Genomic DNA, 21,564 nt, shown 5'->3' on the forward strand with positions numbered 1-21,564 from the left:
GTGAGACCATGCGGCTCGACGCCCGCGATCTGGATATTCTACGGGTGCTTTCAACCGACGGGCGCATCACAAAAACGGCTTTGGCCGACCGCGTTGGCCTGTCGCCCACCCCCTGCTGGGAGCGGCTAAAAAAGTTGGAAAAAGCCGGGTTGATCAAGCGATATAGAGCCGAGATCAACCTGCGCAAACTTGGGCCACATGTAACTGTCTTTGTTGCGGCCGAACTGTCCGATCATACCGCCGCCAGCTTTCAGGCTTTTGAGGCCGCTATGCAACGCTATGAAGAAGTGTTGGCTTGCTGGGCGCTTGGCGGAGGATTTGATTACATCCTGCAAATCGTGACGCGCGATATCGATGCCTATCAACGCCTGATTGATGAAATGCTCAATGCTGACATAGGTCTGGAAAAGTATTTTACCTATATTGTCACCAAACCAGTGAAGGGTCAGGGCGTTCCGCCGATTTCCCTCATAGCTGGATGGCAGGAGTAACCCTCTGCCTGAGAGATGGTTGACAGCAGAATACTCTGCTTTGGCCCTGAAATTTGGTCTCATCCTTTGCCTGTAATGCCCGACATTGTCGGGCATCGAGGGAGAGGTATCCATGAAAGACACTGCACTTTCTGCGCGCGATGATATTGCTGACAAATCTTTGGCGCGCAGTTTTTCCTATGTGAATGGTAAATGGTGTGCAGCTTCGTCGGGTTACACCATCCGCGTCACCGATCCGGCAACTGGCGATGTTATCGGTGAGGCCGCCAGCCTTTCGGCAGAGGAATCCTCTGCCGCCGTGGATGCGGCACAAGCTGCCTTTCCGACCTGGTCGGGCCTCTTGCCACAAGACCGATCCGCCATTCTGCGCCGTTGGTTCGACCTGATGCTGCACCACAAAGAAGATCTGGCACGGATCATGGTACTGGAACAGGGCAAGCCCCTGTCCGAGGCGCGCGGTGAAATTGATTATGCTGCGTCTTTTGTAGAATTCTACGCCGAAGAGGCCAAGCGACCCAATATTGAAGGCGTCACCAGCCATCTGCCCGATGCCGAGGTCGAGGTTTGGCTAGAGCCGGTCGGGGTGGTGGCAATGATCACACCGTGGAATTTCCCTGCTGCCATGCTGACCCGCAAAGCAGCAGCAGCCATGGCAGTGGGATGTACGGTTGTGGCTCACCCCTCAGGTGAAACCCCGTTTTCGGCCCTCGCGTTGGCTGAACTGGCGGAAAAGGCGGGTATTCCGGCGGGCGTGTTCAACGTGGTCACCGGCCAGGCCTCGACCGTGGTCGAACCTTGGACGAAAGACACCCGTGTTCGGGCACTCTCGTTCACAGGCTCCACCGAAATCGGACGGTTACTTTACCGTCAGTCCGCCGACACAGTGAAAAAACTTGTAATGGAACTAGGCGGGCATGCACCGGTGATTGTGTTCAAAGGGGCCGATCTTGAAATTGCGGTTTCTGAAACGATCAAGGCCAAATTCGCCACATCCGGGCAGGACTGTCTTGGCGCCAATCGGATATTTGTGGAGCGCTCAATTTATGACGCATTCTGCTCGCAGTTTACCGAAGCGACCCGCAGGCTGTCCCTTGGCATCGGTATGGACGACCCCGATATCGGCCCTCTGATGAATGAAAAGGCGGTTCAAAAGCAGGAAGAACATGTCGCCGATGCGCTGGCCAAGGGGGCCAAATTGGCGTGCGGAGGTGCAAGGGATCCTCTCGGCCCGCTGTTTTATCAGCCCACGGTTCTGACCGACGTGCCCGCCGATGCCGTGGTTATGTCAGAGGAAACATTTGGCCCTGTGGCGGCCATTGCGCCCTTTGATACCGAAGAAGAGGTGATCGCCCGGGCCAATGACACCGAATACGGTCTGGTTGCGTATCTGCACAGCCATGACCCACGCCGTATTTACCGCGTATCTCGTGCATTGCAATTTGGCATGGTGGCGGTGAATCGCACCAAGGTCACCGGCGCGCCGATCCCCTTTGGCGGCACCAAACAATCCGGTCTGGGCCGTGAGGGGGCAAGACGGGGAATGGAAGAGTTTACCGAAATCAAATATGTCTGCCGCGACTGGGCATGAGGAGTGAAAAGATGCTGAAGAACGATCAACTTGACCAATGGGACCGCGAGAACTTTTTCCATCCCTCCACTCATCTGGCCCAGCACGCGCGGGGCGAAACAGCGACCCGTGTGATCAAAACCGCAAGCGGGGTCCATATCGAAGACCGTGATGGTACCAAATTGCTGGACGCCTTTGCAGGACTTTATTGCGTGAATGTGGGCTATGGCCGTCAGGAAATTGCCGAAGCGATTGCGGATCAAGCCCGCGAATTGGCCTATTATCATTCCTACGTAGGCCACGGCACAGAAGCCTCCATCACCCTGTCCAAGATGATCCTTGATCGCGCGCCTTCGAATATGTCCAAGGTCTATTTCGGCCTGGGCGGTTCAGATGCAAATGAAACCAACGTCAAATTAATATGGTATTACAACAATATCCTGGGTCGCCCCGAAAAGAAAAAGATCATCTCGCGCTGGCGCGGGTATCATGGCTCGGGCCTTGTCACCGGGTCGCTGACTGGGCTGGAACTATTCCACAAAAAGTTCGATCTGCCGCTCACGCAGGTGGTTCATACCGAAGCGCCCTATTATTTCCGCCGCGATAATCTGGACCAAAGCGAAGCCGAATTCGTCGCGCATTGCGTTACTGAACTGGAGGCGCTGATTGAACGTGAAGGCGCTGATACAATCGCCGCGTTTATTGGCGAGCCGGTGTTGGGAACCGGCGGTATCGTGCCCCCGCCCGAAGGCTACTGGGCCGCCATCCAGACCGTATTGCACAAGCATGATATCCTGTTGGTTGCCGATGAGGTTGTGACCGGGTTTGGCCGCCTGGGCAGCATGTTCGGGTCGGAGCATTACGGCTTGGAATCCGATATCATCACCATCGCCAAAGGCCTCACCTCGGCCTACGCGCCGCTGTCAGGTTCGATTGTTTCTGAAAAAGTGTGGAAGGTGCTGGAACAGGGCACGGATGAAAACGGCGCCATCGGCCACGGCTGGACCTATTCGGCACACCCGATCGGGGCCGCGGCCGGTGTGGCAAACCTCAAACTGATTGATGATCTGAACCTGATCGAAAACGCAGGCAAAGTCGGCGCTTATCTGAAGCAGTCGATGAAGGATGCACTGTCAGCACACGCCAATGTTGGCGATGTGCGCGGCGAAGGAATGTTGTGCGCGGTCGAGTTCGTGAAGGATAAAGATAGCCGCACCTTCTTTGACACCGCGGACAAGATCGGCCCGCAAGTCTCAGCCGCTCTTTTGGCACAGGATAAGGTCATCGCACGCGCTATGCCGCAAGGCGACATCTTGGGCTTCGCGCCACCGTTTTGCCTGAGTCGTGAAGAAGCTGATACCGTCGTCGCGGCAACTCTGCGCGCGGTTACAGCAGTATTGGGCTAGGGGATGTCTGTCTCGTCCATCCTTGGCTGAGTTGACAGCGGTAAACATTACCGCATCAAACTCTGGGGTGGGCGCAGCACTCGATTGAGACCGCTTTGATTTGGCAATATTGCCTGGATCAGGCCGCAATTCCAAGATTCCTTACTACAAGGCCCAATCCGGTCAAAGCGGCCAGGATTGAAACTTGAAACCAGCACACGTCACTATTGTCGCAATGTGCTACAGACCAGATGATTATCAATCATGGGTGGAGCGGCGGAAAAGTCCGCAACGTGTGGGTTGCCTTTCCTGTAGCCAGACAGACGATTAAGCAGGAGGAGCTCAAGCGGAAGTTGGAAGATTTCGAAGTTCCGCAAAGGAATTTTGAAGAGATGTTCGAACCGGTCGCCGAAATTCTGTCAAAATCTTGGAAAGTATGGAAAAAAAGCGACTATAGGGGCAAGAGAGCGCTGCTTAGAATGCTATTTGTTCAGAAGGGAAGCTACTCTTCCAAATCGGGTCTTCGAACCGGTGAATTATCTTTTCCATTCAGATTCTTAAGTGACGCAAATTATCTGAATGAGGTTTTGGTGGAGCCTAGGGGAGTCGAACCCCTGACCTCTTGCATGCCATGCAAGCGCTCTCCCAACTGAGCTAAGGCCCCATACAGGTACTGCAGAAGCAGTGGGCGGACGTTTATGAGACAGTGGCGCTAAGCGCAAGTCCAAAAACAGGCGTCGCCGTTAAAATTTTGCAACCAGATTGCAAATGGCGCGAGGCGGCGCGAGGCCGCCTCTGACCGTGATCAGCTATCGTCCTCTGCTGGAATGTCAGTGATGTCGTCCAGCGGAACTTCATCACTGCTGTCATCATCGTCATCCAGCAGATCATCATCCAGATCGACTTCGACTTCGTCGTCGTCATCCAGAACCAGTTCTTCCTCAGGCGCGTTTTCACGCGCCTTGGCCGATGCAGCATCTTCTGCATCTGCTGCGATCATCCGGCTTTTACCGGTTTCGAGTTCCACGATCTCGCCGGTATAAGGGCTAACGATCGGGTCTTTGTTCAGGTCATAAAACCGTTTACCGGTGGTCGGGCAAACGCGCTTTACACCCCATTCTTCCTTGGGCATGTCCAATCCCCTTGATATCAGGTGAGTCGTATCGACGATTCAGGTCAGGTGCCACAAGCAGCGGGCACTGTCAAAGCCTTTGAGCAGGAGAAACAGACCTATGGGAGATCACGCACTGCCAGGATCGCCTCCGGTGCCGCTGACATTGCGCAAATCGGCGCGGGCACGGCGGATCAGTCTGCGTATATCCCAGTTGGACGGGCGTGTTACACTGACCTATCCAAACGGTGTCGCTGAATCCGATGCGTTGAACTTTGCCCGCCAAAAAGAAAGCTGGATTCGGCAGCACCTGAGTGATCGGCCAGACCCCTCGGTGGTTCAATTTGGGCAGCATATTCCTGTTGAGGGCACCCAACGGCGCATTGTCCGGGCAACGGGCCGACGCGTTCTGTTGCAGGCGGATCAGATTTCAGTACCTGAAGGCGCTGAAGCGCGACGTTTGGCGCGCTTTTTGAAAGAACTGGCACGCGACCGGCTGACCGGCGCATGTGATGACTACGCAGCGATGTTGGGTAGGGCTTATGCCAGCATCTCTATTCGGGATACCCGATCGCGCTGGGGATCATGCAGTTCTGAGGGTGGGTTGATGTTTTCCTGGCGGCTGATTCTCGCTCCACCAGACGTCCTGCATTATGTTGCCGCACATGAGGTGGCGCATCTGGCCGAGATGAACCATTCCCCAGCCTTTTGGGCCCAGGTCGAGTGGTTATTCGGAGATTACAAAGAACAGCGGCGCTGGCTGCGCGACAACGGGGCGCAGCTGCACCAGTACAGATTTGACACGCCTGCGAGTTGACCTGTGCGGTGTTTGTGATCACATAGAGACATGTTGAACACACGCCCCTCGGAAACGCAGACCGCAACGCATGACCGGGTGTACCGGGCCCTGCGATCCCGCATCATGCATGGTGATATCGCCCCCGGTCAGGCACTGACCTTACGGGGAATTGGCAAAGAGTTTGGTGTCTCAATGACACCGGCCCGAGAGGCGGTGCGTCGGCTTGCGGCTGAAGGGGCGTTGTTTCTGTCTTCCTCGGGCCGCGTTTCTACGCCTGAGTTGACCAATGACCGGATCGAGGAGTTGGCCGCGCTGCGGGCTTTGCTTGAGGTCGAGCTGGCCAGCCGGGCATTGCCGCGTGCGCATATTGCCCTGATTGACCGATTGCAGAGCATCAACATGACGGTAGCCGAGATGGTCACCAAACGTGATGCCGTTGGATATATTCGCACCAATTTGGAGTTTCACCGAACTCTGTATCTGCGGGCGCAGGCCCCAGCGATGCTGGCGATTGCCGAAACCGTATGGTTGCAGCTTGGGCCGACGATGCGCGCGCTTTATGGGCGGCTGCGGCGAACGGAACCACCGCATCACCACAAGCTGATAATTGCGGCGCTAAAGGCCGGGGATGAGCCGGGTCTGCGCCTTGCGGTTCGCTCGGATGTTACACAGGGCCTGCGGATGCTGGTCAGCTAAGCGGCTTGTTGCCGAAGCTGCCGAAATCGCCCGGTTCGGTATCGCTGTTCTGGCCCCGGCGATTTCTCTGCGCTAGGCTGTGAGAAATCACAATAAGAGCAGTTTTCAACCATGATTGATCGACGGTTATTTTCCCTTGGGCTGGGCTCCGGCTTGTTGGTTGCCTGTACGGACAGCGTGCCTTCTTCTTCGGCGCCGGCCGCGCGCATGCAACCGGTTCGGAACGCGGGCTGGGACGCCTGGGTGGCGGGCTTCAAAAGCCGCGCGGCCGCACAGGGGATTTCGCAAAGCACAATTAACCGCGCCTTCCAGGGCGCCGGATATCTGCCCGGAGTGATCGAGCGGGACCGAAATCAGGTCGAGTTCAAGAGGTCGCTTGAAGACTACCTGGCGATTGCAACCTCAGATGAACGGATCGCGACCGGCAAGCAAATGCTGGTGCGTCATGCGGGAACGCTGTCTCAGATCGAGGCGCAGTACGGCGTGGACAAAGAAGTTGTCGTGGCAATTTGGGGGCTTGAAAGCCGTTATGGTGCGCGGCGTGGGGATGTGCCTGTTGTATCGGCCCTGTCGACGCTGGCCTATGACGGTCGGCGCGGGCAGTTCTTTGAGAGCCAACTGATGGCAGCGATGAAGATTCTGCAGAACGGCGACACGACGCCTGCCAACATGACAGGCAGTTGGGCTGGTGCTATGGGGCACACGCAGTTCATCCCGACCTCTTATCTGGCCTATGCGGTGGATTTCACCGGCGATGGACGGCGCGATATCTGGTCCGACGATCCAACGGATTCGCTGGCATCAACGGCGGCTTATCTGGCGCGTTCCGGTTGGGTGCGTGGACAGCCCTGGGGCGGTGAGGCCGGGGCGGTCTCAGGCACTCCGGTTGCCGTGCTGCAACCCCAGGTGCCGGGGCCCCGCATCGCCGTGTTCCGCAATTTTCAGGTGATTAAACGGTACAATAACTCGGACAGCTACGCGATCGGGGTAGGGCATCTATCAGACCGGATTGCCGGAGGCGCGCCGTTCCAGGCCTCTTTCGGACCGGATGCGACTGGTCTGACGCTTGAAGATCGCAAAGAGCTGCAGCGCCGCCTGACATCCGCCGGGTACGACACCGAAGGCGCAGATGGTGTAGTCGGTAAAAACACGACATCCGCGATTTTTGCGTACCAGCGGGCCAATGGGTTGCCCGCGACCGGAGAGCCCTCAGTTGCGCTGCTGAGGCAGTTGGGGGGCTGAGGAGGGTTACGCAGCCAGCCCTTTTGAGCCGATGTCGAGGAATTTTTGACGACGATCTCTGATCAGGGCGGCAGAATCCTTGCCGTCCAGATCCTTGAGCATCGCCGTAATTGCATCCCGCACGGAGTCCACGGTCGCGGCGCGATCACGATGTGCGCCGCCTTTGGGTTCCGAAATGATCCGGTCGCAAACGCCCAGCTTGTGCAGGTCTTGCGCGGTCAGCCGCAACGCTTCGGCTGCTTCGCGCATTTTCTCTGAATCTTTCCAAAGGATCGAGGCGCAGCCTTCGGGTGAAATGACCGAATAGACCGAATGTTCCAGCATCGCGACACGGTTTGCCGTTGCAAAAGCCACCGCACCGCCTGATCCACCTTCGCCGATGATGACCGAGACCAACGGGACGCCGATCTTCAGGCACATTTCGGTCGAGCGGGCAATCGCCTCGGACTGGCCGCGCTCTTCGGCGCCTTTGCCGGGATAGGCGCCAGCCGTGTCGATCAAGGTGATAACCGGCAGTCCAAAGCGTCCTGCCATCTCCATCAGTCGGACAGCCTTGCGATACCCTTCGGGGCGAGCCATTCCGAAATTGCGTTCGATGCGCGATTTGGTGTCGCTGCCCTTTTCGTGGCCGATCACCATAACAGGTTGATCGTTGAACCGCGCCAGACCGCCGATCACGGCCAGGTCGTCAGCAAAATTCCGATCGCCTGCCAGAGGTGTGAATTCGGTGAACAGATCTTCCACGTAGTCTTTGCAATGGGGACGTCCAGGGTGACGAGCGACCTGACATTTTCTCCATGGCGTCAGATCGGCATAGAGTTCGTCCAACAGCTTTTCAGCCTTGGCGTCCAAAGCGGCGGCCTCTGCGGCCACATCCATCTCTTCATTGGCGCGCGCCAGTGCACGCAGTTCCTCGGCCTTTCCTTCGATCTCGGCCAAGGGTTTTTCGAATTCCAAATACTGGGTCATGACGCCTCTTAACGCGGAAGTTCTCTGCTATATGGCCTGACGTCGCGTCGGATGCAACTCAGCAAGATCTGAAGGGTTGGCAAGGGTGCCGGCATTCGTCAAGCAGTTGCAGGCCTGTATACGCTCTTACCCCGACCACAGAACAGGGTAGAGCGACGCGACTAGCAGCCCCGCCATCACCCAGTTGAACAGCATCAACCGGCGCGGATTCGTGAGTACTCGCGCCATTTGCTGCCCAAGCACCGTCCACGTGCTGACCGAGGGCAAATTGATTGCGCCGAAAACAATCGCGACAATGACGATGGCGTTCAAGGTGCGGTCGGGGGTGTATACGGTTGTTGCTGTCAGGGCCATGGCCCAGGCTTTTGGATTGACCCATTGGAATGCTGCGGCCTGTAAAAACGTCATCGGTGTTCCCGCAGGCGCGCCCGCTTCGGCTGGGGCCGAATGCGCGATTTTCCATGCCAGATACAGCAGATAGGCCACCGACGCCGCTTTCAACACGGTATAGCTGATCGGATAGGCATCAAACACCTGTACCAGCCCCGTTCCGACCAGAAGGACCATGACTGTAAAGCCCAATCCGATTCCGAACATATGTGGGATTGTGCGTCGAAACCCGAAATTCGCGCCCGAGGCCATCAGCATCAGGTTGTTGGGTCCCGGCGTGATCGACGAGACGAAGGCAAAGGTGACGAGGGCAAAAAGCAATTCAGGATTCATAGCGCAGATAATTGATGGAATCCGCCCAAATGAAATTGCGTTTGCGCTGGTTATTGCGGTAATTCTGCAATTAATGATCAAGTTGGATGAAATAAATCGCCATATATTGCGTGAGCTGACACGTGATGGGCGGATAAGCAACCTTGAATTGGCCGATCGGGTCGGGCTGTCAGCCTCGGCCTGTTTGCGCCGTGTTCAGGAATTAGAGCGCGCGGGCGTGATCTCGGGCTATCGTGCTGTATTGAACCCACCTGCGCTGGGCATCGGCTTTGTCGCCTATATTGGCGTGGGGCTGGGCGAACATACAAAGGCCGCTCAGGAAGGGTTCGAGCGTGCATTGCAGCGCGCGCCTGAAGTGGTGGAGTGCCATAACATCACCGGCACGATCGAATACCTGTTGCGCGTGGAATGTGCAGATCTGTCGTCTTACAAAACTTTTCACACCGAAGTTCTGGGGACTTTGCCCCATGTCACGTCGATCACGTCCTATGTCGTCATGGGCTCGCCCAAGGATATGCGGGCCTGACATTGGAAAGATGATTCTGTACCGGCTTGCCGGAGTTGGATTCACGTTTTACTGTCTTGCCAAAGAATTGACCAAAAATGGGGACAACCCCAACCGGTCGTATTCAGGGAGAAGACGATGAAACTTGTTCGGACCGGAGCACTGGTCGCAACTTTGGTGATGATTGCGGGTGCATCTTTTGCAGCTCCGTTAAAACTGCAACCTGCCAACCCACAGCCCAGCCCCAAGGCGGGATTGAATGTGAATTACTTTGGCACTGGCAATCAACACAAGAAGATCCGAGATCTGAGCCATGCAAAAAGCATGCTGTCTAAAGCGCAGCCCGGACAACCGTTGCGGGGCTTGGATTACAGGGACACCAGTAAGGGTCAGGACGTCATGACGTTTGACGGCGCTTACAATGTCGCCGCCGAGATTACGGGGTACATGCGGTTCGACTCTGCTGGAATCTACGAGTTGGAAACGTGGTCAAATGACGGGATAGAGGCATTCGTCGGAGGCCAGAACATTGGACAAGTCTCGGGCATTCAGGGCTGCGAGGCCAATCAGCGGACCGAAGTCGATGTGCCCAAAGCAGGGTGGTACGCGCTCAAGATCATCTATTTCCAGAAGCTCGGAACATCCTGTCTGATGATGAAATCTGGTAAAAAGGGCGAAAGGTTCACCTGGACACCCAATGATGTCTTCGGACGGTAAGAAAAAGGCGCCCGGTGAGGCGCCTTTCTACTTTTAGCTATTGGCAGCGATCAATTCGGCCTGGGCCACGATCACCTCGGCCTGTTTGATCGAGGCGATATCGACCAGACGCCCTTTGTAGACCGTCGCACCTTCGCCATTGGCCTTGGCTTGCTCCATGGCGGCCAAGATTTCGCGGGCCTCTGACACCGCCTCGTCCGAGGGGGTGAAGACCTGGTTGGCCAGCGCGATCTGTTTGGGGTGGATTGCCCATTTGCCGACCATGCCCAAAGTGGCAGAACGTTTGGCCTGCGCGATATAGCCTTCGTCATCGCTGAAATCGCCGAACGGTCCATCCACCGGCAGCACGCCATGGGTGCGGCAGGCGGCAACGATGGCGGCCTGCGCCCAGTGCCACGGGTCGGACCAGTGTTTTTCACCTTCGCGCAGCATGTAATAATTTTCCTGCGTGCCGCCGATGCCAGTTGTCTGCATGCCCATCGAGGCCGCAAAGTCGGCGGCCCCAAGGCTCATGGCTTGCATCCGGGGGGACGAGGCAGCGATTTCTTCGACATGGGCGAGGCCAGCTGCGGATTCGATGATGACCTCAAAGCTGATTGGTTTGGTACGGCCTTTTGCGCGTTCGATGGCGGTGACCAACGCGTCCACCGCATAGACATCCGCCGCACAACCGACCTTGGGGATCATGATCTGGTCCAGTCGATCTCCGGCCTGCTCCATCACATCTACGACATCGCGGTACCAGTAAGGCGTATCCAGCCCGTTGATTCGTACGGACATGTATTTAGTGCTCCAATCGAGGGTGTTCAGCGCCTCGATGACATTGGCACGCGCTGTGTCCTTGTCAGATGGTGCAACCGAATCCTCAAGATCAAGATTGATCACATCCGCCGCAGAGGCCGCCATCTTGGGGAAGAGCTTGGTGTTCGACCCGGGGCCGAACAACTGACAACGGTTAGGGCGCGCGGGGGCGGCGGGTTGAATGCGAAAGCTCATCTGGACCTCGTGCAGGAAAGGAAATTGCGATTTTGTTGTCTTATGAGGTATTAAATTGCGCAGGTCTCCGCAAGCACGTTTGTGCATCTGCGGCAATGCAGTCGCAGCATTCGCCGCAATGCGCCATGTCTCTGGTGATTAAAGTTTAATCGCTTTAAAAACTTGAAAGAATTTTGCGCAAGCTACGATATTTGCGCGAAATTTTCCTGCGGGATCCAGCGATGCTGGGCGAAATCGAGAAACACTCGCCTTGCCCGTCCCATAGCCTGCGCCAGAATCAAAGGAGTGCACCGCAATGATCGAGACACCGTATCTGTTGTTTTTGGGCGATGCGCCCGACCAGCTGGCGGCCAAGGTTGCCGTTGGAATCAAGGACTGGCGTCCGGAAAACGCCGTGGGTCAATACCGGATGGAGGGCTGTAAAGCCGATCTGGGCCTGACCGACATGTCCCTTGCTAAGGCCAAAGAGGCCGGGGCCAAGACTTTGGTCATTGGCGTGGCCAATCGTGGCGGTGTGATCAGTCAGGAATGGAAAAAGGTGCTGGTCATGGCGTTGGAGGAAGGTTTCGACCTGGCCTCGGGCCTGCACAACCTTTTGTGTGATGAACCCGATCTAGTCGCAGTCGCCGAAGCAACAGGCCGCAAGCTGCATGATGTGCGGGTTCCGTCGGTCGACTATCCAATCGCCAACGGAATCAAACGTAAAGGTAAGCGCTGTCTTGCCGTGGGCACCGATTGTTCGGTTGGCAAGATGTACACCGCGATGGCCATGGACGCCGAGATGCGCAAGCGTGGCATGAAGTCGACCTTTCGAGCTACTGGCCAGACTGGCATTCTGATCACCGGTGACGGTGTACCGCTGGACGCGGTGATCGCAGATTTCATGGCGGGATCGGTCGAATGGCTGACACCCGACAATGATGACGACCACTGGGATTTGATCGAAGGGCAAGGGTCACTGTTTCATGTGTCATATTCCGGTGTGACAATGGCGTTGATCCATGGCGGTCAACCGGACGCGTTGATCCTGTCCCATGAACCCACCCGCGAGCATATGCGCGGTCTGCCGAACTATAGTTTGCCATCTTTGCAGGCTCTGCGGGACACGTCGCTGGCGCTGGCCAAGGTTGCCAATCCTGAGTGTCAGGTCATCGGTGTTTCGGTCAACACGCAGCATATGAGCGAAGCAGACGCATCCGCCTATCTGGCACAGGTCGAAGCTGACATGGGGCTGCCCGCGACGGACCCGTTCCGTTTTGGTGCAGGCAAGCTGGTCGACGCGCTGGCAGCAGTATAAAGCGGTCTGGTCCCGCCGGCCCGGATCTAAATTGGAAAATCCGGGCGGCTCTGCCAGGAAAAGGTATGTTATGCAAATTGACGTCTCTCGCGATGTGTTCAGGCTGGCTCAGGTCTTTACGATTTCACGTGGGTCACGGACCGAGGCCAAGGTTCTGACTGTACGCATTTCTGACGGCCAGTATCAGGGCTGGGGCGAATGTGTGCCCTATGCGCGTTATGGTGAAACACTGGATTCGGTCGAGGCTGAAATTGCCGGATTGCCCGACAGTTTCGACCGAGTGCAACTGATGGACTTATTGCCTGCGGGCGCTGCACGGAATGCCGTAGATTGTGCGCTGTGGGATCTTGAGGCCAAGCGAGCCGGTAAACGTGTCTGGGATCTGGTTGGACTGCCTCAGCCTGGCCCCGAAATCACGGCCTATACATTGTCGTTGGACACCGCCGAGGTGATGCAGGCGCAGGCGGCTGCGAATGCACATCGCCCGCTTTTAAAGATCAAACTGGGCACGCCGGATGACATGCCCCGACTTGAAGCCGTTCGCGCAGGCGCACCGGATGCGACGATCATCGTGGACGCAAATGAAGGTTGGTCCGCCGCCGTTTACACCGATCTTGCGCCACATCTTGTGCGCCTGGGTGTGGCCTTGGTCGAGCAACCTCTGCCCGCCGGTGACGATGAAGCGCTGATCGGGATGGAGCGCCCGGTTCCCGTATGCGCCGACGAATCCTGCCATGATCGTGCCAGCCTGCCCAAACTGAAGGGCAAATATGATGTGATCAACATCAAGCTCGACAAGACCGGAGGTCTGACCGAAGCGCTGGAGCTGCGCAAAGCGGCGATTGCTGAAGGCTATGACATCATGGTCGGCTGTATGGTCGGCAGCTCTTTGGCGATGGCCCCTGCGACATTGCTGGCGCAGGGTGCGATGGTAACGGACCTTGACGGACCACTTCTGTTGGCCGAAGACCGCGACAACCCGCTGACTTTTGATGATGCCGGAGTGTACCCGCCATTGGCGGCGCTCTGGGGCTAAGGAGATTGACATGACCCGCACCGTTTATGTGAATGGCGACTACCTGCCCGAAACCGAAGCCACAGTGTCGATCTTTGATCGTGGCTTCCTGATGGCCGATGCCGTGTATGAGGTGACCAGCGTTCTGGACGGCAAGCTGATCGACTTCGAAGGCCACGCGGTCCGCCTCAAGCGCTCGCTGGACGAATTGCAGATGGCTGAACCCTGCTCGAAGGACGAGCTGCTGGAGATCCACCGCAAGCTGGTTGAGTTGAACGGCATTGAAGAGGGGCTGGTCTATCTTCAGGTCACGCGCGGCAGCGACGGCGACCGGGATTTTGCATTTCCTGCGGCTGATACCAAACCCACACTGGTTTTGTTCACCCAAAACAAGCCGGGTCTGGCAGACAGCCCTGCTGCCCGGAAAGGTGCCAAGGTCATCTCGATCGAGGATATCCGTTGGGGCCGGCGCGACATCAAGACGACACAGCTGCTCTATCCCTCGCTGGGCAAGATGATGGCCAAGGCCGCGGGCTGTGATGATGCCTGGATGGTCGAAGGCGGTTATGTGACCGAGGGCACCAGCAACAACGCGTATTTTGTCAAAGGCAACAAGATTGTCACCCGGCCGTTGTCGAGCGACATCCTGCACGGCATCACCCGCAAGGCCGTTCTGCGAATGGCAGCTGAAGCGCAGATGGTTGTCGAAGAACGCCTGTTCACTATCGACGAGGCCAAAGAGGCTGATGAGGCGTTCACCACCTCTGCCAGTGCTTTTGTCATGCCTGTGGTTGAAATTGACGGCACAGCGCTGGGCGACGGCACGCCGGGACCCATAGCCAAACGTCTGCGCGAGATTTATCTGGACGAAAGCCGCAAGGCAGCACTCTAAAGAAATCCCATGCTGGGCGTTTGTGTGGCATGGGGTGGTCGCAACGAATTTGACAACATTTGGTGCCGCGTGCAGGTCTTGGTCGGGATGAACGGCGCAAAGAGGGTGCGGCACCAAAATCTCTGAGCGCGATCTGAACACGATAGTTGGTGATCCTGCATCCTGACAGGCCGCTTTGAGAATAGGCATACTCAGCCTGACAAAGGGTATTGGTATGGCCGAAACCAGGCGGCATATTACGCGCTGAGTTGCGGTTTTCAGGAGCCAACTTCACACATGATGATGGCGAAGCCCCTACGTGTTGCTGGTGTAGCTAGGGGACAGGGGGCCGGAGATGCCCCGTCACACGACTAATGGGCCTCAATGGCCGCTATTGGCGCCGATGAAAATGTTGGTCTATCATGTCCTCCTGTGGTCCATTTCAAATGAGTTAACTTATGGCCGATCCATACTCTGACCTCGGCGCGCAAGACACCACCCTTCAAGAGCGGATCGCAACAGCAATGGAAGTGCGCTGTTTAGAGCCTGCGCAGATTGCAATTCGCAAAGCCTACATGGAAAACCTGAGGCTCCCCAAAGGTGCACGGGCGCTGGAGCTTGGTTCAGGAACAGGACACGTTACCCGAGATTTGTTGGAGCTTGCAGGAGCCGCAACGGCTCATGGAATTGAACCCTCGCCCGTCATGGTCGCACGGGCCCAGAAGAGCTTTGGGGATGATGATCGACTTAGCTTTGATATCGGGGATGCCAAAAACACAGGTTTTGAAAGCGAGACCTTTGACCTTGTGTTAATGCACACGTTGTTGTGCCACGTCCCTGGACCTGAAGACGTTGTTCAAGAGGCCTTCCGCCTTTTGAAGCCCGGAGGTGTGCTGGCAATTTGCGATGGCGACTACAGTACCGCAACTGCGCAGATCGCGGACTTTGATCCGCTCGATCAACTCATCAAATTCATGATCAATCAAAATGTCACTAATCTTTGGATAATGCGTCAGATTTCAGGCATCCTGGTCGATGCCGGATTTCAACTTGGGGCCCGGAAAGGTCATGGATATGTGGCAGAAGGGGAAGCGACCTATTTTCTCACCGTAATTGAACGCGGAGCGGACCGCATGGTGGAAGAGGGTCTGTTATTTTCCGAAACTGCAGAGGCTTTGAAATCAGAAGCGAAACGCAGAGTATCTGCCAAGATGTTTTTTGGTTTTATGTCCTATGTGAGCCAAATCGCAAATAAACCCAAGATCGTTTGACCGTTCTCAGTAATCGGGCAGACAGACATTGCACAGCATCCGGCCTTCTTGGTTCAAAGCGGACCCTACCAGTAACAAAAAAGGCCGCCCCAAACGGAACGGCCCTTTATTCACTGTCTCTTTACAGAGGATCAGGCGGTCAGAGCAGCCTGAGCCTGGGCGACGATCGCACCGAACGCTTCCGGTTCGTGCACGGCCAGATCGGCCAGAACTTTACGGTCCACTTCAATACCGGCCAGGTTCAGGCCGTTGATGAAGCGGGAATATGTCAGGGCTTCGTCATGCGAACGTACAGCAGCGTTGATACGCTGGATCCACAGCGCGCGGAAGTTACGCTTGCGGTTCTTACGGTCGCGGGTTGCATATTGGTTGGCCTTGTCTACGGCCTGACGGGCAACCTTGAAGGTGCTTTTGCGGCGGCCATAGTAACCTTTGGCGGCCTTGATAACCTTCTTGTGACGGGCGTGAGTTACGGTTCCACCTTTAACGCGGGACATGTCTTAATCTCCTCTTATCGATCGTAGGGCATATAGCCCTTGACGATTTTGGCGTCGGGGGCGGACAGGGTGGTGTTGCCACGAGCATCGCGGATGAATTTCTTGGTCCGCTTGATCATGCCGTGACGTTTGCCGGCCTGGCCAGCAAGGACCTTACCGGTCGCAGTCACCTTAAAGCGCTTTTTGGCGCTCGACTTTGTCTTCATCTTAGGCATTTCCGTCTCCTTTCGGGGTTCGGTTCGAAACGCGACTCGGCATGCCATCTCGGCCGGTCACGCGATCAGAAGCGCCGTTTACGCAAGTTCGACCATACTGGCAAGGGGGTTTTGGATGGAATCTGCAATTTTAGCAGCCCAGTCAGGCACCGGGGCGACGCAGGCCGCCCCGGTGGTCTATTTAGTGACCGTATTTGCGGATCTCACCGCTTTTCAGTCTTTCACTATACGATGCCAGTTCCTGACGAACGATCTTCATCAGGAAGTAGAGCGCAAAGACGTTCACAACCGCCATCGCAAAGATCGCCGCATCCGAGAAGTCGATAACCGGGCCGAGGTTGGCCGCAGCACCGATCACCACGAAGACGCAGAAGATGATCTTGAACACCAGCTCTTTGGTGTGCCCCTCACCGAACAGATAGGTCCAGGCCTTGAGGCCATAGTAGGACCAGCTGATCATAGTCGAGAAAGCAAACAGGATCACCGCAATCGCCAGAACATAGGGGAACCAGCTGAACGCGCTGCCAAAGGCGGCAGAGGTCAGGCTGACGCCCGAGTTGCCGTCAACGGTCGCAATAGCGCTTCCTGCTTCGTTCAACATATAGTTGCCGGTCTCGGGGTCGATGATCAACTGCTGAGTAATGATGATCACCAGCGCAGTCATGGTACAGATCACGACCGTATCGATGAACGGCTCAAGCAGCGAAACAAAGCCTTCTGTGATCGGCTCCTTTGTGCGCACCGCCGAGTGGGCAATCGCAGCAGACCCAACGCCGGCCTCGTTCGAGAACGCGGCCCGTTTGAAGCCCTGGATCAGAGCACCGACCATGCCGCCGGCCACACCAAGACCGGTAAACGCACCGGCAAAGATCTGACCAAAGGCCCAACCGATCATATCCGCATTCATGACGATGATGACCAGAGCCGCCGCGACATACATCACGCCCATAAAGGGCACAACTTTTTCAGTCACTCGCGCGATGGATTTAAGTCCACCGACGATCACCATGAACACGACAACCGCAAAGACCACACCGGTGATCCAACCCGGGTAATTCCCGACGATGCCTGCAATCTGCTGATGCGCCTGATTGGCCTGGAACATGTTGCCCCCGCCCAGCGCTCCAAGAATACAGAAGATCGAGAACACAACCGCCAGGATCTTACCTCCGGGTAGGCCAAGCTCGTCAAAACCCTTGGACATATAGTACATCGGGCCGCCCGAGACGCTGCCGTCTTCGTATTCGTTGCGATACTTGACGCCAAGTGTACATTCGGTGAATTTTGACGCCATGCCCAGAAGACCAGCCAGGATCATCCAGAAGGTCGCCCCGGGGCCACCAATGCCAACAGCAACGGCAACGCCTGCGATATTGCCAAGCCCGACCGTGCCCGACAGGGCAGTGGCCAATGCCTGAAAGTGGCTAACCTCACCCGCATCGTTGGGATCGGAATAGTCGCCTTTGACCAGACTTATCGCGTGGCCGAAAAAGCGCATCTGCACAAAAGCAAAGTACAGAGTAAAGACCGACGCCGCGATAACCAACCACATCACGATCCAGGGAAATCCTGTCCCGGGAATTGGTGCGAATATGAAGCTAACGAATGGCCCAGTGATATCAGCAAAAGCCTGATTGATCTTTTCGTCCAACCCGGGCGCCTCTTGCGCGGCGACGGGGCTGGCCATCAGGGTGGCGACTGCCAATCCCAGTTGAGATAGTGTTTTCATTCCTGTGCCTCCCTCAATTCACGACCGTGACCGGTACATCGGCATGCATCACAAGGTTCTGTGTTGAGCTGCCGAAGATACGCTTTTTGAGGCCATCTGCGGACGAGCGTCCAACGACAATCTGTACGGCCTTGCTGTCTACCGTGATGGCATTCAGCGTTTCAGCCACATCTCCGTGGCGCACCACTCCGGTCGCGGCGAAGCCCGCGGCCTTCAGGGCGTCGACGGCGGGTGCCACCACCCGTGTCGTTGCTAGTTCAATCTCCTCCTCACGCCGCATGTGCCGCTTTGCGTTTTCTTCAGGTGTCTGAAAAGTGTAGGGCGACCATTCAATGACATATGCAACCAGAAGCTCGCATGAACCAATTCTTTCAGCCAAATCTTTGGCGAAGGCGATGGCACGTTCTCCGGATTCTGTCCCGTCCAGTCCTATGACAATTTTTGTTGTCATCTCGTTCCTCCATTTATTGTTCATTTGACCGGGGCCCGTGCCCCCGGCAGGGCAGCCGGAACTTGGAGCATTTATTGTAGACTGCCCTCAAGTCAGTATCAGGAAAAATCACTAGGAAATGGTATTATTTTTGGTCTATTATCAGTAAATTATCCCATTATGCGCCAAAATTACAGGGAATTTTCCTAATGGACAGAGAATTGGACAAGATCGATCAACGCATCCTGCGGGAATTGGAAGCCAATGGCCGCCTGCCGATCGTCGAGCTTGCCATGCGGGTAAACCTGACCAACACCCCGTGCTCAGAGCGTGTAAAACGACTGGAAAGAACCGGCTATATCACCGGATACAGCGCCGTTCTGGACAAGGAGCGGTTGGGTCTCGGGCATATGACGGTTGTGCAGGTTTCCCTGGCTGCAACGTCTGAGAACTCATTGGATAAATTCAACGATGCCGTGCGCGATGTCACCGAAATCGAAAGCTGCCTGATGGTGGCGGGGTCGTTTGACTATCTGTTAACCGTTCGCACACGCGACATCGCCCATTTCCGCCAGACCCTGGGGGAAAAGATCAATAAGCTTCCGGGCATTCACCAGACCAGTTCCTTTACCGTGATGGAAATCGTCAAGGAACCGGTCGGGCAGAATGTCATACCCGCCTGATCAGCCAGGATCCGTGTTATAGATCAGCCTTTCGTCGCAAGGCGCGATCCGCAGGATATTGGTCGTGCCGGGCACGTTGAACGGAACACCGGCGGTGACAACGATCTGATCCGTGTCAGTTGCAAATCCACCAGAACGAGCAGCACGGGCGGCGCTGACGACCGCCCCTTTGAAACGCTCAAGCTCGGGCGTCATTACGCAATGGCAGCCCCAGCTCAGGCATAACCGACGGGCCGTTCCCTTTGCCGGGGTCATTGCAATGATCGGAACTCCGGGGCGTTCGCGCGCGGTCAACAGCGCAGTTGTGCCGCTTTGAGTGAAACAACAGATGGCCTTGATATCCGTTTTCTCGGCAATTTCGCGAGCGGCGGCGACGATACCATCGGCCACGGTTGTTCCCTTTGCCGTGCGCGATGCTGCGATAATCTGATCATAAGTGGGGTCGGCTTCGACCTCGATGGCGACCTTGTTCATGGTCTGCACGGCCTCGATCGGATATGAGCCAGCGGCAGATTCCGCACTCAGCATGATGGCATCCGTGCCTTCGTAGATTGCGGTTGCCACATCTGAAACCTCGGCGCGCGTGGGCATCGGGCTTTCGATCATGCTTTCCAGCATCTGTGTGGCCACAATAACCGGCTTGGCGGCGCTACGGCACCGGCGGACCAGACGTTTCTGGATCGGGGGCACCGCGGAAACCGGTAGCTCCACGCCCAGATCTCCGCGCGCAACCATAATGCCGTCAGAGGCATCGAGGATGTCGTCAAACGCTTCAACCGCAGCAGGCTTTTCAATCTTGGACAGGATCGAAGCACGCCCATCGGCCAGTGCCCGAGCCTCAAAAACATCCTTGGCCCGCTGAACGAAACTCAGCGCCAACCAATCCACACCCAGCTGGCAGACGAATTCCAGATCACCACGATCCTTGGCGGACAACGCGGCCAAGGGCAGCACGACATCCGGCACGTTCACGCCTTTTCGGTTCGAAATTGTCCCGCCGACCTCGACGGTACAATTCGCATGATCCTGGCCGCAATCCTGTACGATCAGGCGAATTTTACCATCATTGACCAAGAGGCGCGCACCGGGTTCCAGCGCAGCAAAAATCTCGGGATGGGGCAGGCATACGCGGCCTGCGTCGCCCGGGGCCGGATCCAGATCCAACCGAAACACGGCACCCTCGATCAGCTCTTCCGCATCATTGGCAAATACGCCGACACGCAGCTTTGGCCCCTGCAGATCTGCAAGAATGGCGATAGGGCTGTCCAGATCCTTTTCGACCTGACGGATGATCCGGTGCCGCTCGCGGATTTCGTCATGACTGCCATGGCTCATGTTCAGGCGAAATACGTCGGCTCCGGCTTCGTGCAATGCGCGAATGGTGTCATAGTCATTGGACGCCGGCCCCAGCGTCGCCACGATTTTCACATTTCTCAGGCGTCGCATTGACCTTGTTCTCCTCAAATCATGTCCTGAATTTGCGCGAATGTTACCGCAAACATCGACTCTGCCCGCTTATTGCGCAATTCCCTTTCCGAAGCAACTGTCCTAAACCTGCCGGAAACAACATGACAGGCTTATGACGTATTCTCCGTTTTTTATCCATGGCGCGGATCGCCCTTCCCGCTGGCTGATCACATGTGACCACGCGACCAATACTGTTCCACCGGGAATCAATGGTGGGGATCTTGGCTTGCCGCGTGAGGATATGGAGCGCCACATCGCCTATGACGTGGGCGCCTATGAAGTATCGAAACATCTGGGTGAAATTCTGAACGCGCCTGTGATCGCCGCGAATTTCTCGCGCCTTGTGATCGATCCGAACCGAGGCGAGGACGACCCGACTCTTGTGATGAAACTGTATGATGGGTCAATCATTCCCGGCAACCGTAGCGCCGATGCGGATGAGCGCGAGCGGCGTCTGAACATATGTTACCGCCCTTACCATAGGGCATTGGCTGAGCTGGCCGCACTGCCCCATGCGGTGATCGTGTCGATGCATTCTTTCACCCGGCAGTTGCGTGGACGCGAACCGCGTCCCTGGCATGTCGGTGTGCTGCACACTCCGGATGAGCGTTTTTCGCGCCCACTGATCCACCGGTTGCAGGCTGAAAAGGACCTATGTGTTGGCGTCAATGAACCCTATACTGGCGTTCTGCCGGGCGATGCGATCGACAAGCATTGCACTGCCTTTGGCCGCCCTAATGCGTTAATCGAACTGCGCAATGACCTGATCGCCGATCACGCGGGGCAGCGTGCATGGGCCGAGCGTCTGGGAATTGTCCTGGAAGACGCCCTTTCGCATAGCGAATTGTGACTTTCGGCAGCTGAGAGCGCACGCACCATTGAGCGACC

The 21,564-nt window shown here is 56.4% G+C and carries 23 protein-coding genes and 1 tRNA gene; 14 read left to right on the forward strand and 10 right to left on the reverse strand.

What is annotated here, in order from left to right; genetic code table 11:
- Window positions 1-8 precede the first annotated feature (8 nt).
- The 3 genes from AC2FJ5_RS08000 (at window position 9) to AC2FJ5_RS08010 (ending at window position 3,464) form a co-directional block, all read left to right on the forward strand.
- Window positions 9-491 (forward strand): Lrp/AsnC family transcriptional regulator, encoded by a 483-nt coding sequence (locus tag AC2FJ5_RS08000; RefSeq protein ID WP_142637871.1) that lies wholly within the window; start codon window positions 9-11, stop codon window positions 489-491.
- Between the two features lie 112 nt (window positions 492-603).
- Complete coding sequence (locus tag AC2FJ5_RS08005; RefSeq protein WP_496793030.1) at window positions 604-2,079, forward strand: NAD-dependent succinate-semialdehyde dehydrogenase; 1,476 nt, start codon at window positions 604-606, stop codon at window positions 2,077-2,079.
- An 11-nt stretch (window positions 2,080-2,090) separates the two neighbouring features.
- Window positions 2,091-3,464, forward strand: a complete 1,374-nt coding sequence (locus tag AC2FJ5_RS08010; RefSeq protein ID WP_496793031.1) for an aspartate aminotransferase family protein — start codon at window positions 2,091-2,093, stop codon at window positions 3,462-3,464.
- A gap of 567 nt (window positions 3,465-4,031) precedes the next feature.
- Here the strand turns inward: AC2FJ5_RS08010 and AC2FJ5_RS08015 are convergent.
- Window positions 4,032-4,107 (reverse strand) — tRNA-Ala (locus AC2FJ5_RS08015).
- A 141-nt stretch (window positions 4,108-4,248) separates the two neighbouring features.
- Window positions 4,249-4,575, reverse strand: coding sequence for a TIGR02300 family protein (locus AC2FJ5_RS08020; protein ID WP_496693020.1), 327 nt, complete (start codon window positions 4,573-4,575; stop codon window positions 4,249-4,251).
- Between the two features lie 100 nt (window positions 4,576-4,675).
- Here AC2FJ5_RS08020 and AC2FJ5_RS08025 point away from each other — a divergent pair, with 100 nt between their 5' ends.
- The 3 genes from AC2FJ5_RS08025 (at window position 4,676) to AC2FJ5_RS08035 (ending at window position 7,291) form a co-directional block, all read left to right on the forward strand.
- Complete coding sequence (locus tag AC2FJ5_RS08025) at window positions 4,676-5,371, forward strand: M48 family metallopeptidase (protein WP_496701200.1); 696 nt, start codon at window positions 4,676-4,678, stop codon at window positions 5,369-5,371.
- Between the two features lie 30 nt (window positions 5,372-5,401).
- Window positions 5,402-6,049, forward strand: coding sequence for a GntR family transcriptional regulator (locus AC2FJ5_RS08030; protein WP_271950069.1), 648 nt, complete (start codon window positions 5,402-5,404; stop codon window positions 6,047-6,049).
- A 111-nt stretch (window positions 6,050-6,160) separates the two neighbouring features.
- The gene (locus tag AC2FJ5_RS08035) at window positions 6,161-7,291 is read left to right on the forward strand and encodes a lytic murein transglycosylase (RefSeq protein ID WP_496793032.1); all 1,131 of its coding nucleotides are present in this window, start codon (window positions 6,161-6,163) and stop codon (window positions 7,289-7,291) included.
- A 6-nt stretch (window positions 7,292-7,297) separates the two neighbouring features.
- On the opposite strand, the gene AC2FJ5_RS08040 is transcribed toward AC2FJ5_RS08035, so the two are convergent.
- Both AC2FJ5_RS08040 and AC2FJ5_RS08045 read right to left on the reverse strand, forming a co-directional pair.
- Window positions 7,298-8,260, reverse strand: coding sequence for an acetyl-CoA carboxylase carboxyltransferase subunit alpha (locus tag AC2FJ5_RS08040; protein ID WP_142637885.1), 963 nt, complete (start codon window positions 8,258-8,260; stop codon window positions 7,298-7,300).
- Window positions 8,261-8,386: 126 nt separating this feature from the next.
- Entirely contained in the window at window positions 8,387-8,983 is a 597-nt protein-coding gene (locus AC2FJ5_RS08045; RefSeq protein WP_496793033.1) for a LysE family translocator, read from the reverse strand.
- A gap of 73 nt (window positions 8,984-9,056) precedes the next feature.
- On the opposite strand from AC2FJ5_RS08045, the gene AC2FJ5_RS08050 reads away from it, so the two are divergent.
- Both AC2FJ5_RS08050 and AC2FJ5_RS08055 read left to right on the forward strand, forming a co-directional pair.
- Window positions 9,057-9,509, forward strand: coding sequence for an Lrp/AsnC family transcriptional regulator (locus AC2FJ5_RS08050; RefSeq protein WP_496793034.1), 453 nt, complete (start codon window positions 9,057-9,059; stop codon window positions 9,507-9,509).
- Window positions 9,510-9,626: 117 nt separating this feature from the next.
- Window positions 9,627-10,205: a PA14 domain-containing protein gene (locus AC2FJ5_RS08055; RefSeq protein WP_142637891.1), complete on the forward strand. Its 579-nt coding sequence runs from the start codon at window positions 9,627-9,629 to the stop codon at window positions 10,203-10,205.
- Window positions 10,206-10,238: 33 nt separating this feature from the next.
- Here the strand turns inward: AC2FJ5_RS08055 and AC2FJ5_RS08060 are convergent, their stop codons facing one another.
- Entirely contained in the window at window positions 10,239-11,201 is a 963-nt protein-coding gene (locus tag AC2FJ5_RS08060; RefSeq protein WP_496702238.1) for an L-malyl-CoA/beta-methylmalyl-CoA lyase, read from the reverse strand.
- 295 nt (window positions 11,202-11,496) lie between these two features.
- Here AC2FJ5_RS08060 and dgcN point away from each other — a divergent pair, with 295 nt between their 5' ends.
- The 4 genes from dgcN (at window position 11,497) to AC2FJ5_RS08080 (ending at window position 15,655) form a co-directional block, all read left to right on the forward strand.
- Window positions 11,497-12,498 carry an N-acetyltransferase DgcN gene (gene dgcN / locus AC2FJ5_RS08065; protein WP_496793035.1) on the forward strand — a complete coding sequence of 334 codons (1,002 nt, stop codon included), beginning with the start codon at window positions 11,497-11,499 and terminating at the stop codon, window positions 12,496-12,498.
- A 70-nt stretch (window positions 12,499-12,568) separates the two neighbouring features.
- Window positions 12,569-13,534, forward strand: coding sequence for an N-acetyl-D-Glu racemase DgcA (gene dgcA / locus AC2FJ5_RS08070; protein WP_496693026.1), 966 nt, complete (start codon window positions 12,569-12,571; stop codon window positions 13,532-13,534).
- Window positions 13,535-13,544: 10 nt separating this feature from the next.
- The gene (locus tag AC2FJ5_RS08075; RefSeq protein WP_496693027.1) at window positions 13,545-14,405 is read left to right on the forward strand and encodes a D-amino-acid transaminase; all 861 of its coding nucleotides are present in this window, start codon (window positions 13,545-13,547) and stop codon (window positions 14,403-14,405) included.
- A 437-nt stretch (window positions 14,406-14,842) separates the two neighbouring features.
- Window positions 14,843-15,655, forward strand: coding sequence for a methyltransferase domain-containing protein (locus AC2FJ5_RS08080; RefSeq protein WP_496793036.1), 813 nt, complete (start codon window positions 14,843-14,845; stop codon window positions 15,653-15,655).
- Between the two features lie 131 nt (window positions 15,656-15,786).
- Here the strand turns inward: AC2FJ5_RS08080 and rplT are convergent, their stop codons facing one another.
- The 4 genes from rplT to AC2FJ5_RS08100 all read right to left on the reverse strand — a co-directional run bounded on the left by rplT (window position 15,787) and on the right by AC2FJ5_RS08100 (window position 18,547).
- The gene (gene rplT / locus AC2FJ5_RS08085; protein ID WP_142637903.1) at window positions 15,787-16,152 is read right to left on the reverse strand and encodes a 50S ribosomal protein L20; all 366 of its coding nucleotides are present in this window, start codon (window positions 16,150-16,152) and stop codon (window positions 15,787-15,789) included.
- Window positions 16,153-16,166: 14 nt separating this feature from the next.
- The gene (gene rpmI, locus AC2FJ5_RS08090) at window positions 16,167-16,367 is read right to left on the reverse strand and encodes a 50S ribosomal protein L35 (protein ID WP_010443552.1); all 201 of its coding nucleotides are present in this window, start codon (window positions 16,365-16,367) and stop codon (window positions 16,167-16,169) included.
- 181 nt (window positions 16,368-16,548) lie between these two features.
- Complete coding sequence (locus AC2FJ5_RS08095) at window positions 16,549-18,096, reverse strand: alanine/glycine:cation symporter family protein (protein ID WP_496708861.1); 1,548 nt, start codon at window positions 18,094-18,096, stop codon at window positions 16,549-16,551.
- Window positions 18,097-18,109: 13 nt separating this feature from the next.
- Window positions 18,110-18,547 (reverse strand): universal stress protein, encoded by a 438-nt coding sequence (locus AC2FJ5_RS08100; RefSeq protein WP_142637907.1) that lies wholly within the window; start codon window positions 18,545-18,547, stop codon window positions 18,110-18,112.
- A 188-nt stretch (window positions 18,548-18,735) separates the two neighbouring features.
- Here AC2FJ5_RS08100 and AC2FJ5_RS08105 point away from each other — a divergent pair, with 188 nt between their 5' ends.
- On the forward strand, window positions 18,736-19,209 hold the full coding sequence (locus AC2FJ5_RS08105; protein ID WP_142637909.1) for an Lrp/AsnC family transcriptional regulator: 474 nt from the start codon (window positions 18,736-18,738) through the stop codon (window positions 19,207-19,209).
- Here AC2FJ5_RS08105 and pyk read toward each other — a convergent pair whose 3' ends face one another.
- Entirely contained in the window at window positions 19,210-20,655 is a 1,446-nt protein-coding gene (gene pyk / locus AC2FJ5_RS08110) for a pyruvate kinase (protein WP_142637911.1), read from the reverse strand. It lies immediately after the preceding gene.
- 133 nt (window positions 20,656-20,788) lie between these two features.
- On the opposite strand from pyk, the gene AC2FJ5_RS08115 reads away from it, so the two are divergent.
- A complete protein-coding gene (locus tag AC2FJ5_RS08115; RefSeq protein ID WP_496708860.1) occupies window positions 20,789-21,526 on the forward strand; it encodes an N-formylglutamate amidohydrolase in 738 nt (245 codons plus the stop codon).
- The last annotated feature ends 38 nt before the right edge of the window (window positions 21,527-21,564 follow it).

This window comes from Ruegeria sp. CDSA221 (genome assembly GCF_059611825.1).

What these genes read in the sequence shown, in the direction of transcription:
- rpmI (WP_010443552.1), bottom strand. Translation starts at nt 16,367, where the DNA reads ATGCCTAAGATGAAGACAAAGTCGAGCGCCAAAAAGCGCTTTAAGGTG.
- AC2FJ5_RS08025 (WP_496701200.1), top strand. Translation starts at nt 4,676, where the DNA reads ATGGGAGATCACGCACTGCCAGGATCGCCTCCGGTGCCGCTGACATTG.
- AC2FJ5_RS08055 (WP_142637891.1), top strand. Translation starts at nt 9,627, where the DNA reads ATGAAACTTGTTCGGACCGGAGCACTGGTCGCAACTTTGGTGATGATT.
- AC2FJ5_RS08115 (WP_496708860.1), top strand. Translation starts at nt 20,789, where the DNA reads ATGACGTATTCTCCGTTTTTTATCCATGGCGCGGATCGCCCTTCCCGC.
- rplT (WP_142637903.1), bottom strand. Translation starts at nt 16,152, where the DNA reads ATGTCCCGCGTTAAAGGTGGAACCGTAACTCACGCCCGTCACAAGAAG.
- AC2FJ5_RS08050 (WP_496793034.1), top strand. Translation starts at nt 9,057, where the DNA reads ATGATCAAGTTGGATGAAATAAATCGCCATATATTGCGTGAGCTGACA.
- AC2FJ5_RS08045 (WP_496793033.1), bottom strand. Translation starts at nt 8,983, where the DNA reads ATGAATCCTGAATTGCTTTTTGCCCTCGTCACCTTTGCCTTCGTCTCG.
- AC2FJ5_RS08105 (WP_142637909.1), top strand. Translation starts at nt 18,736, where the DNA reads ATGGACAGAGAATTGGACAAGATCGATCAACGCATCCTGCGGGAATTG.
- dgcA (WP_496693026.1), top strand. Translation starts at nt 12,569, where the DNA reads ATGCAAATTGACGTCTCTCGCGATGTGTTCAGGCTGGCTCAGGTCTTT.
- AC2FJ5_RS08080 (WP_496793036.1), top strand. Translation starts at nt 14,843, where the DNA reads ATGGCCGATCCATACTCTGACCTCGGCGCGCAAGACACCACCCTTCAA.
- AC2FJ5_RS08030 (WP_271950069.1), top strand. Translation starts at nt 5,402, where the DNA reads ATGTTGAACACACGCCCCTCGGAAACGCAGACCGCAACGCATGACCGG.
- pyk (WP_142637911.1), bottom strand. Translation starts at nt 20,655, where the DNA reads ATGCGACGCCTGAGAAATGTGAAAATCGTGGCGACGCTGGGGCCGGCG.
- AC2FJ5_RS08075 (WP_496693027.1), top strand. Translation starts at nt 13,545, where the DNA reads ATGACCCGCACCGTTTATGTGAATGGCGACTACCTGCCCGAAACCGAA.
- AC2FJ5_RS08010 (WP_496793031.1), top strand. Translation starts at nt 2,091, where the DNA reads ATGCTGAAGAACGATCAACTTGACCAATGGGACCGCGAGAACTTTTTC.
- AC2FJ5_RS08095 (WP_496708861.1), bottom strand. Translation starts at nt 18,096, where the DNA reads ATGAAAACACTATCTCAACTGGGATTGGCAGTCGCCACCCTGATGGCC.
- AC2FJ5_RS08100 (WP_142637907.1), bottom strand. Translation starts at nt 18,547, where the DNA reads ATGACAACAAAAATTGTCATAGGACTGGACGGGACAGAATCCGGAGAA.
- AC2FJ5_RS08060 (WP_496702238.1), bottom strand. Translation starts at nt 11,201, where the DNA reads ATGAGCTTTCGCATTCAACCCGCCGCCCCCGCGCGCCCTAACCGTTGT.
- dgcN (WP_496793035.1), top strand. Translation starts at nt 11,497, where the DNA reads ATGATCGAGACACCGTATCTGTTGTTTTTGGGCGATGCGCCCGACCAG.
- AC2FJ5_RS08005 (WP_496793030.1), top strand. Translation starts at nt 604, where the DNA reads ATGAAAGACACTGCACTTTCTGCGCGCGATGATATTGCTGACAAATCT.
- AC2FJ5_RS08020 (WP_496693020.1), bottom strand. Translation starts at nt 4,575, where the DNA reads ATGCCCAAGGAAGAATGGGGTGTAAAGCGCGTTTGCCCGACCACCGGT.
- AC2FJ5_RS08000 (WP_142637871.1), top strand. Translation starts at nt 9, where the DNA reads ATGCGGCTCGACGCCCGCGATCTGGATATTCTACGGGTGCTTTCAACC.
- AC2FJ5_RS08040 (WP_142637885.1), bottom strand. Translation starts at nt 8,260, where the DNA reads ATGACCCAGTATTTGGAATTCGAAAAACCCTTGGCCGAGATCGAAGGA.
- AC2FJ5_RS08035 (WP_496793032.1), top strand. Translation starts at nt 6,161, where the DNA reads ATGATTGATCGACGGTTATTTTCCCTTGGGCTGGGCTCCGGCTTGTTG.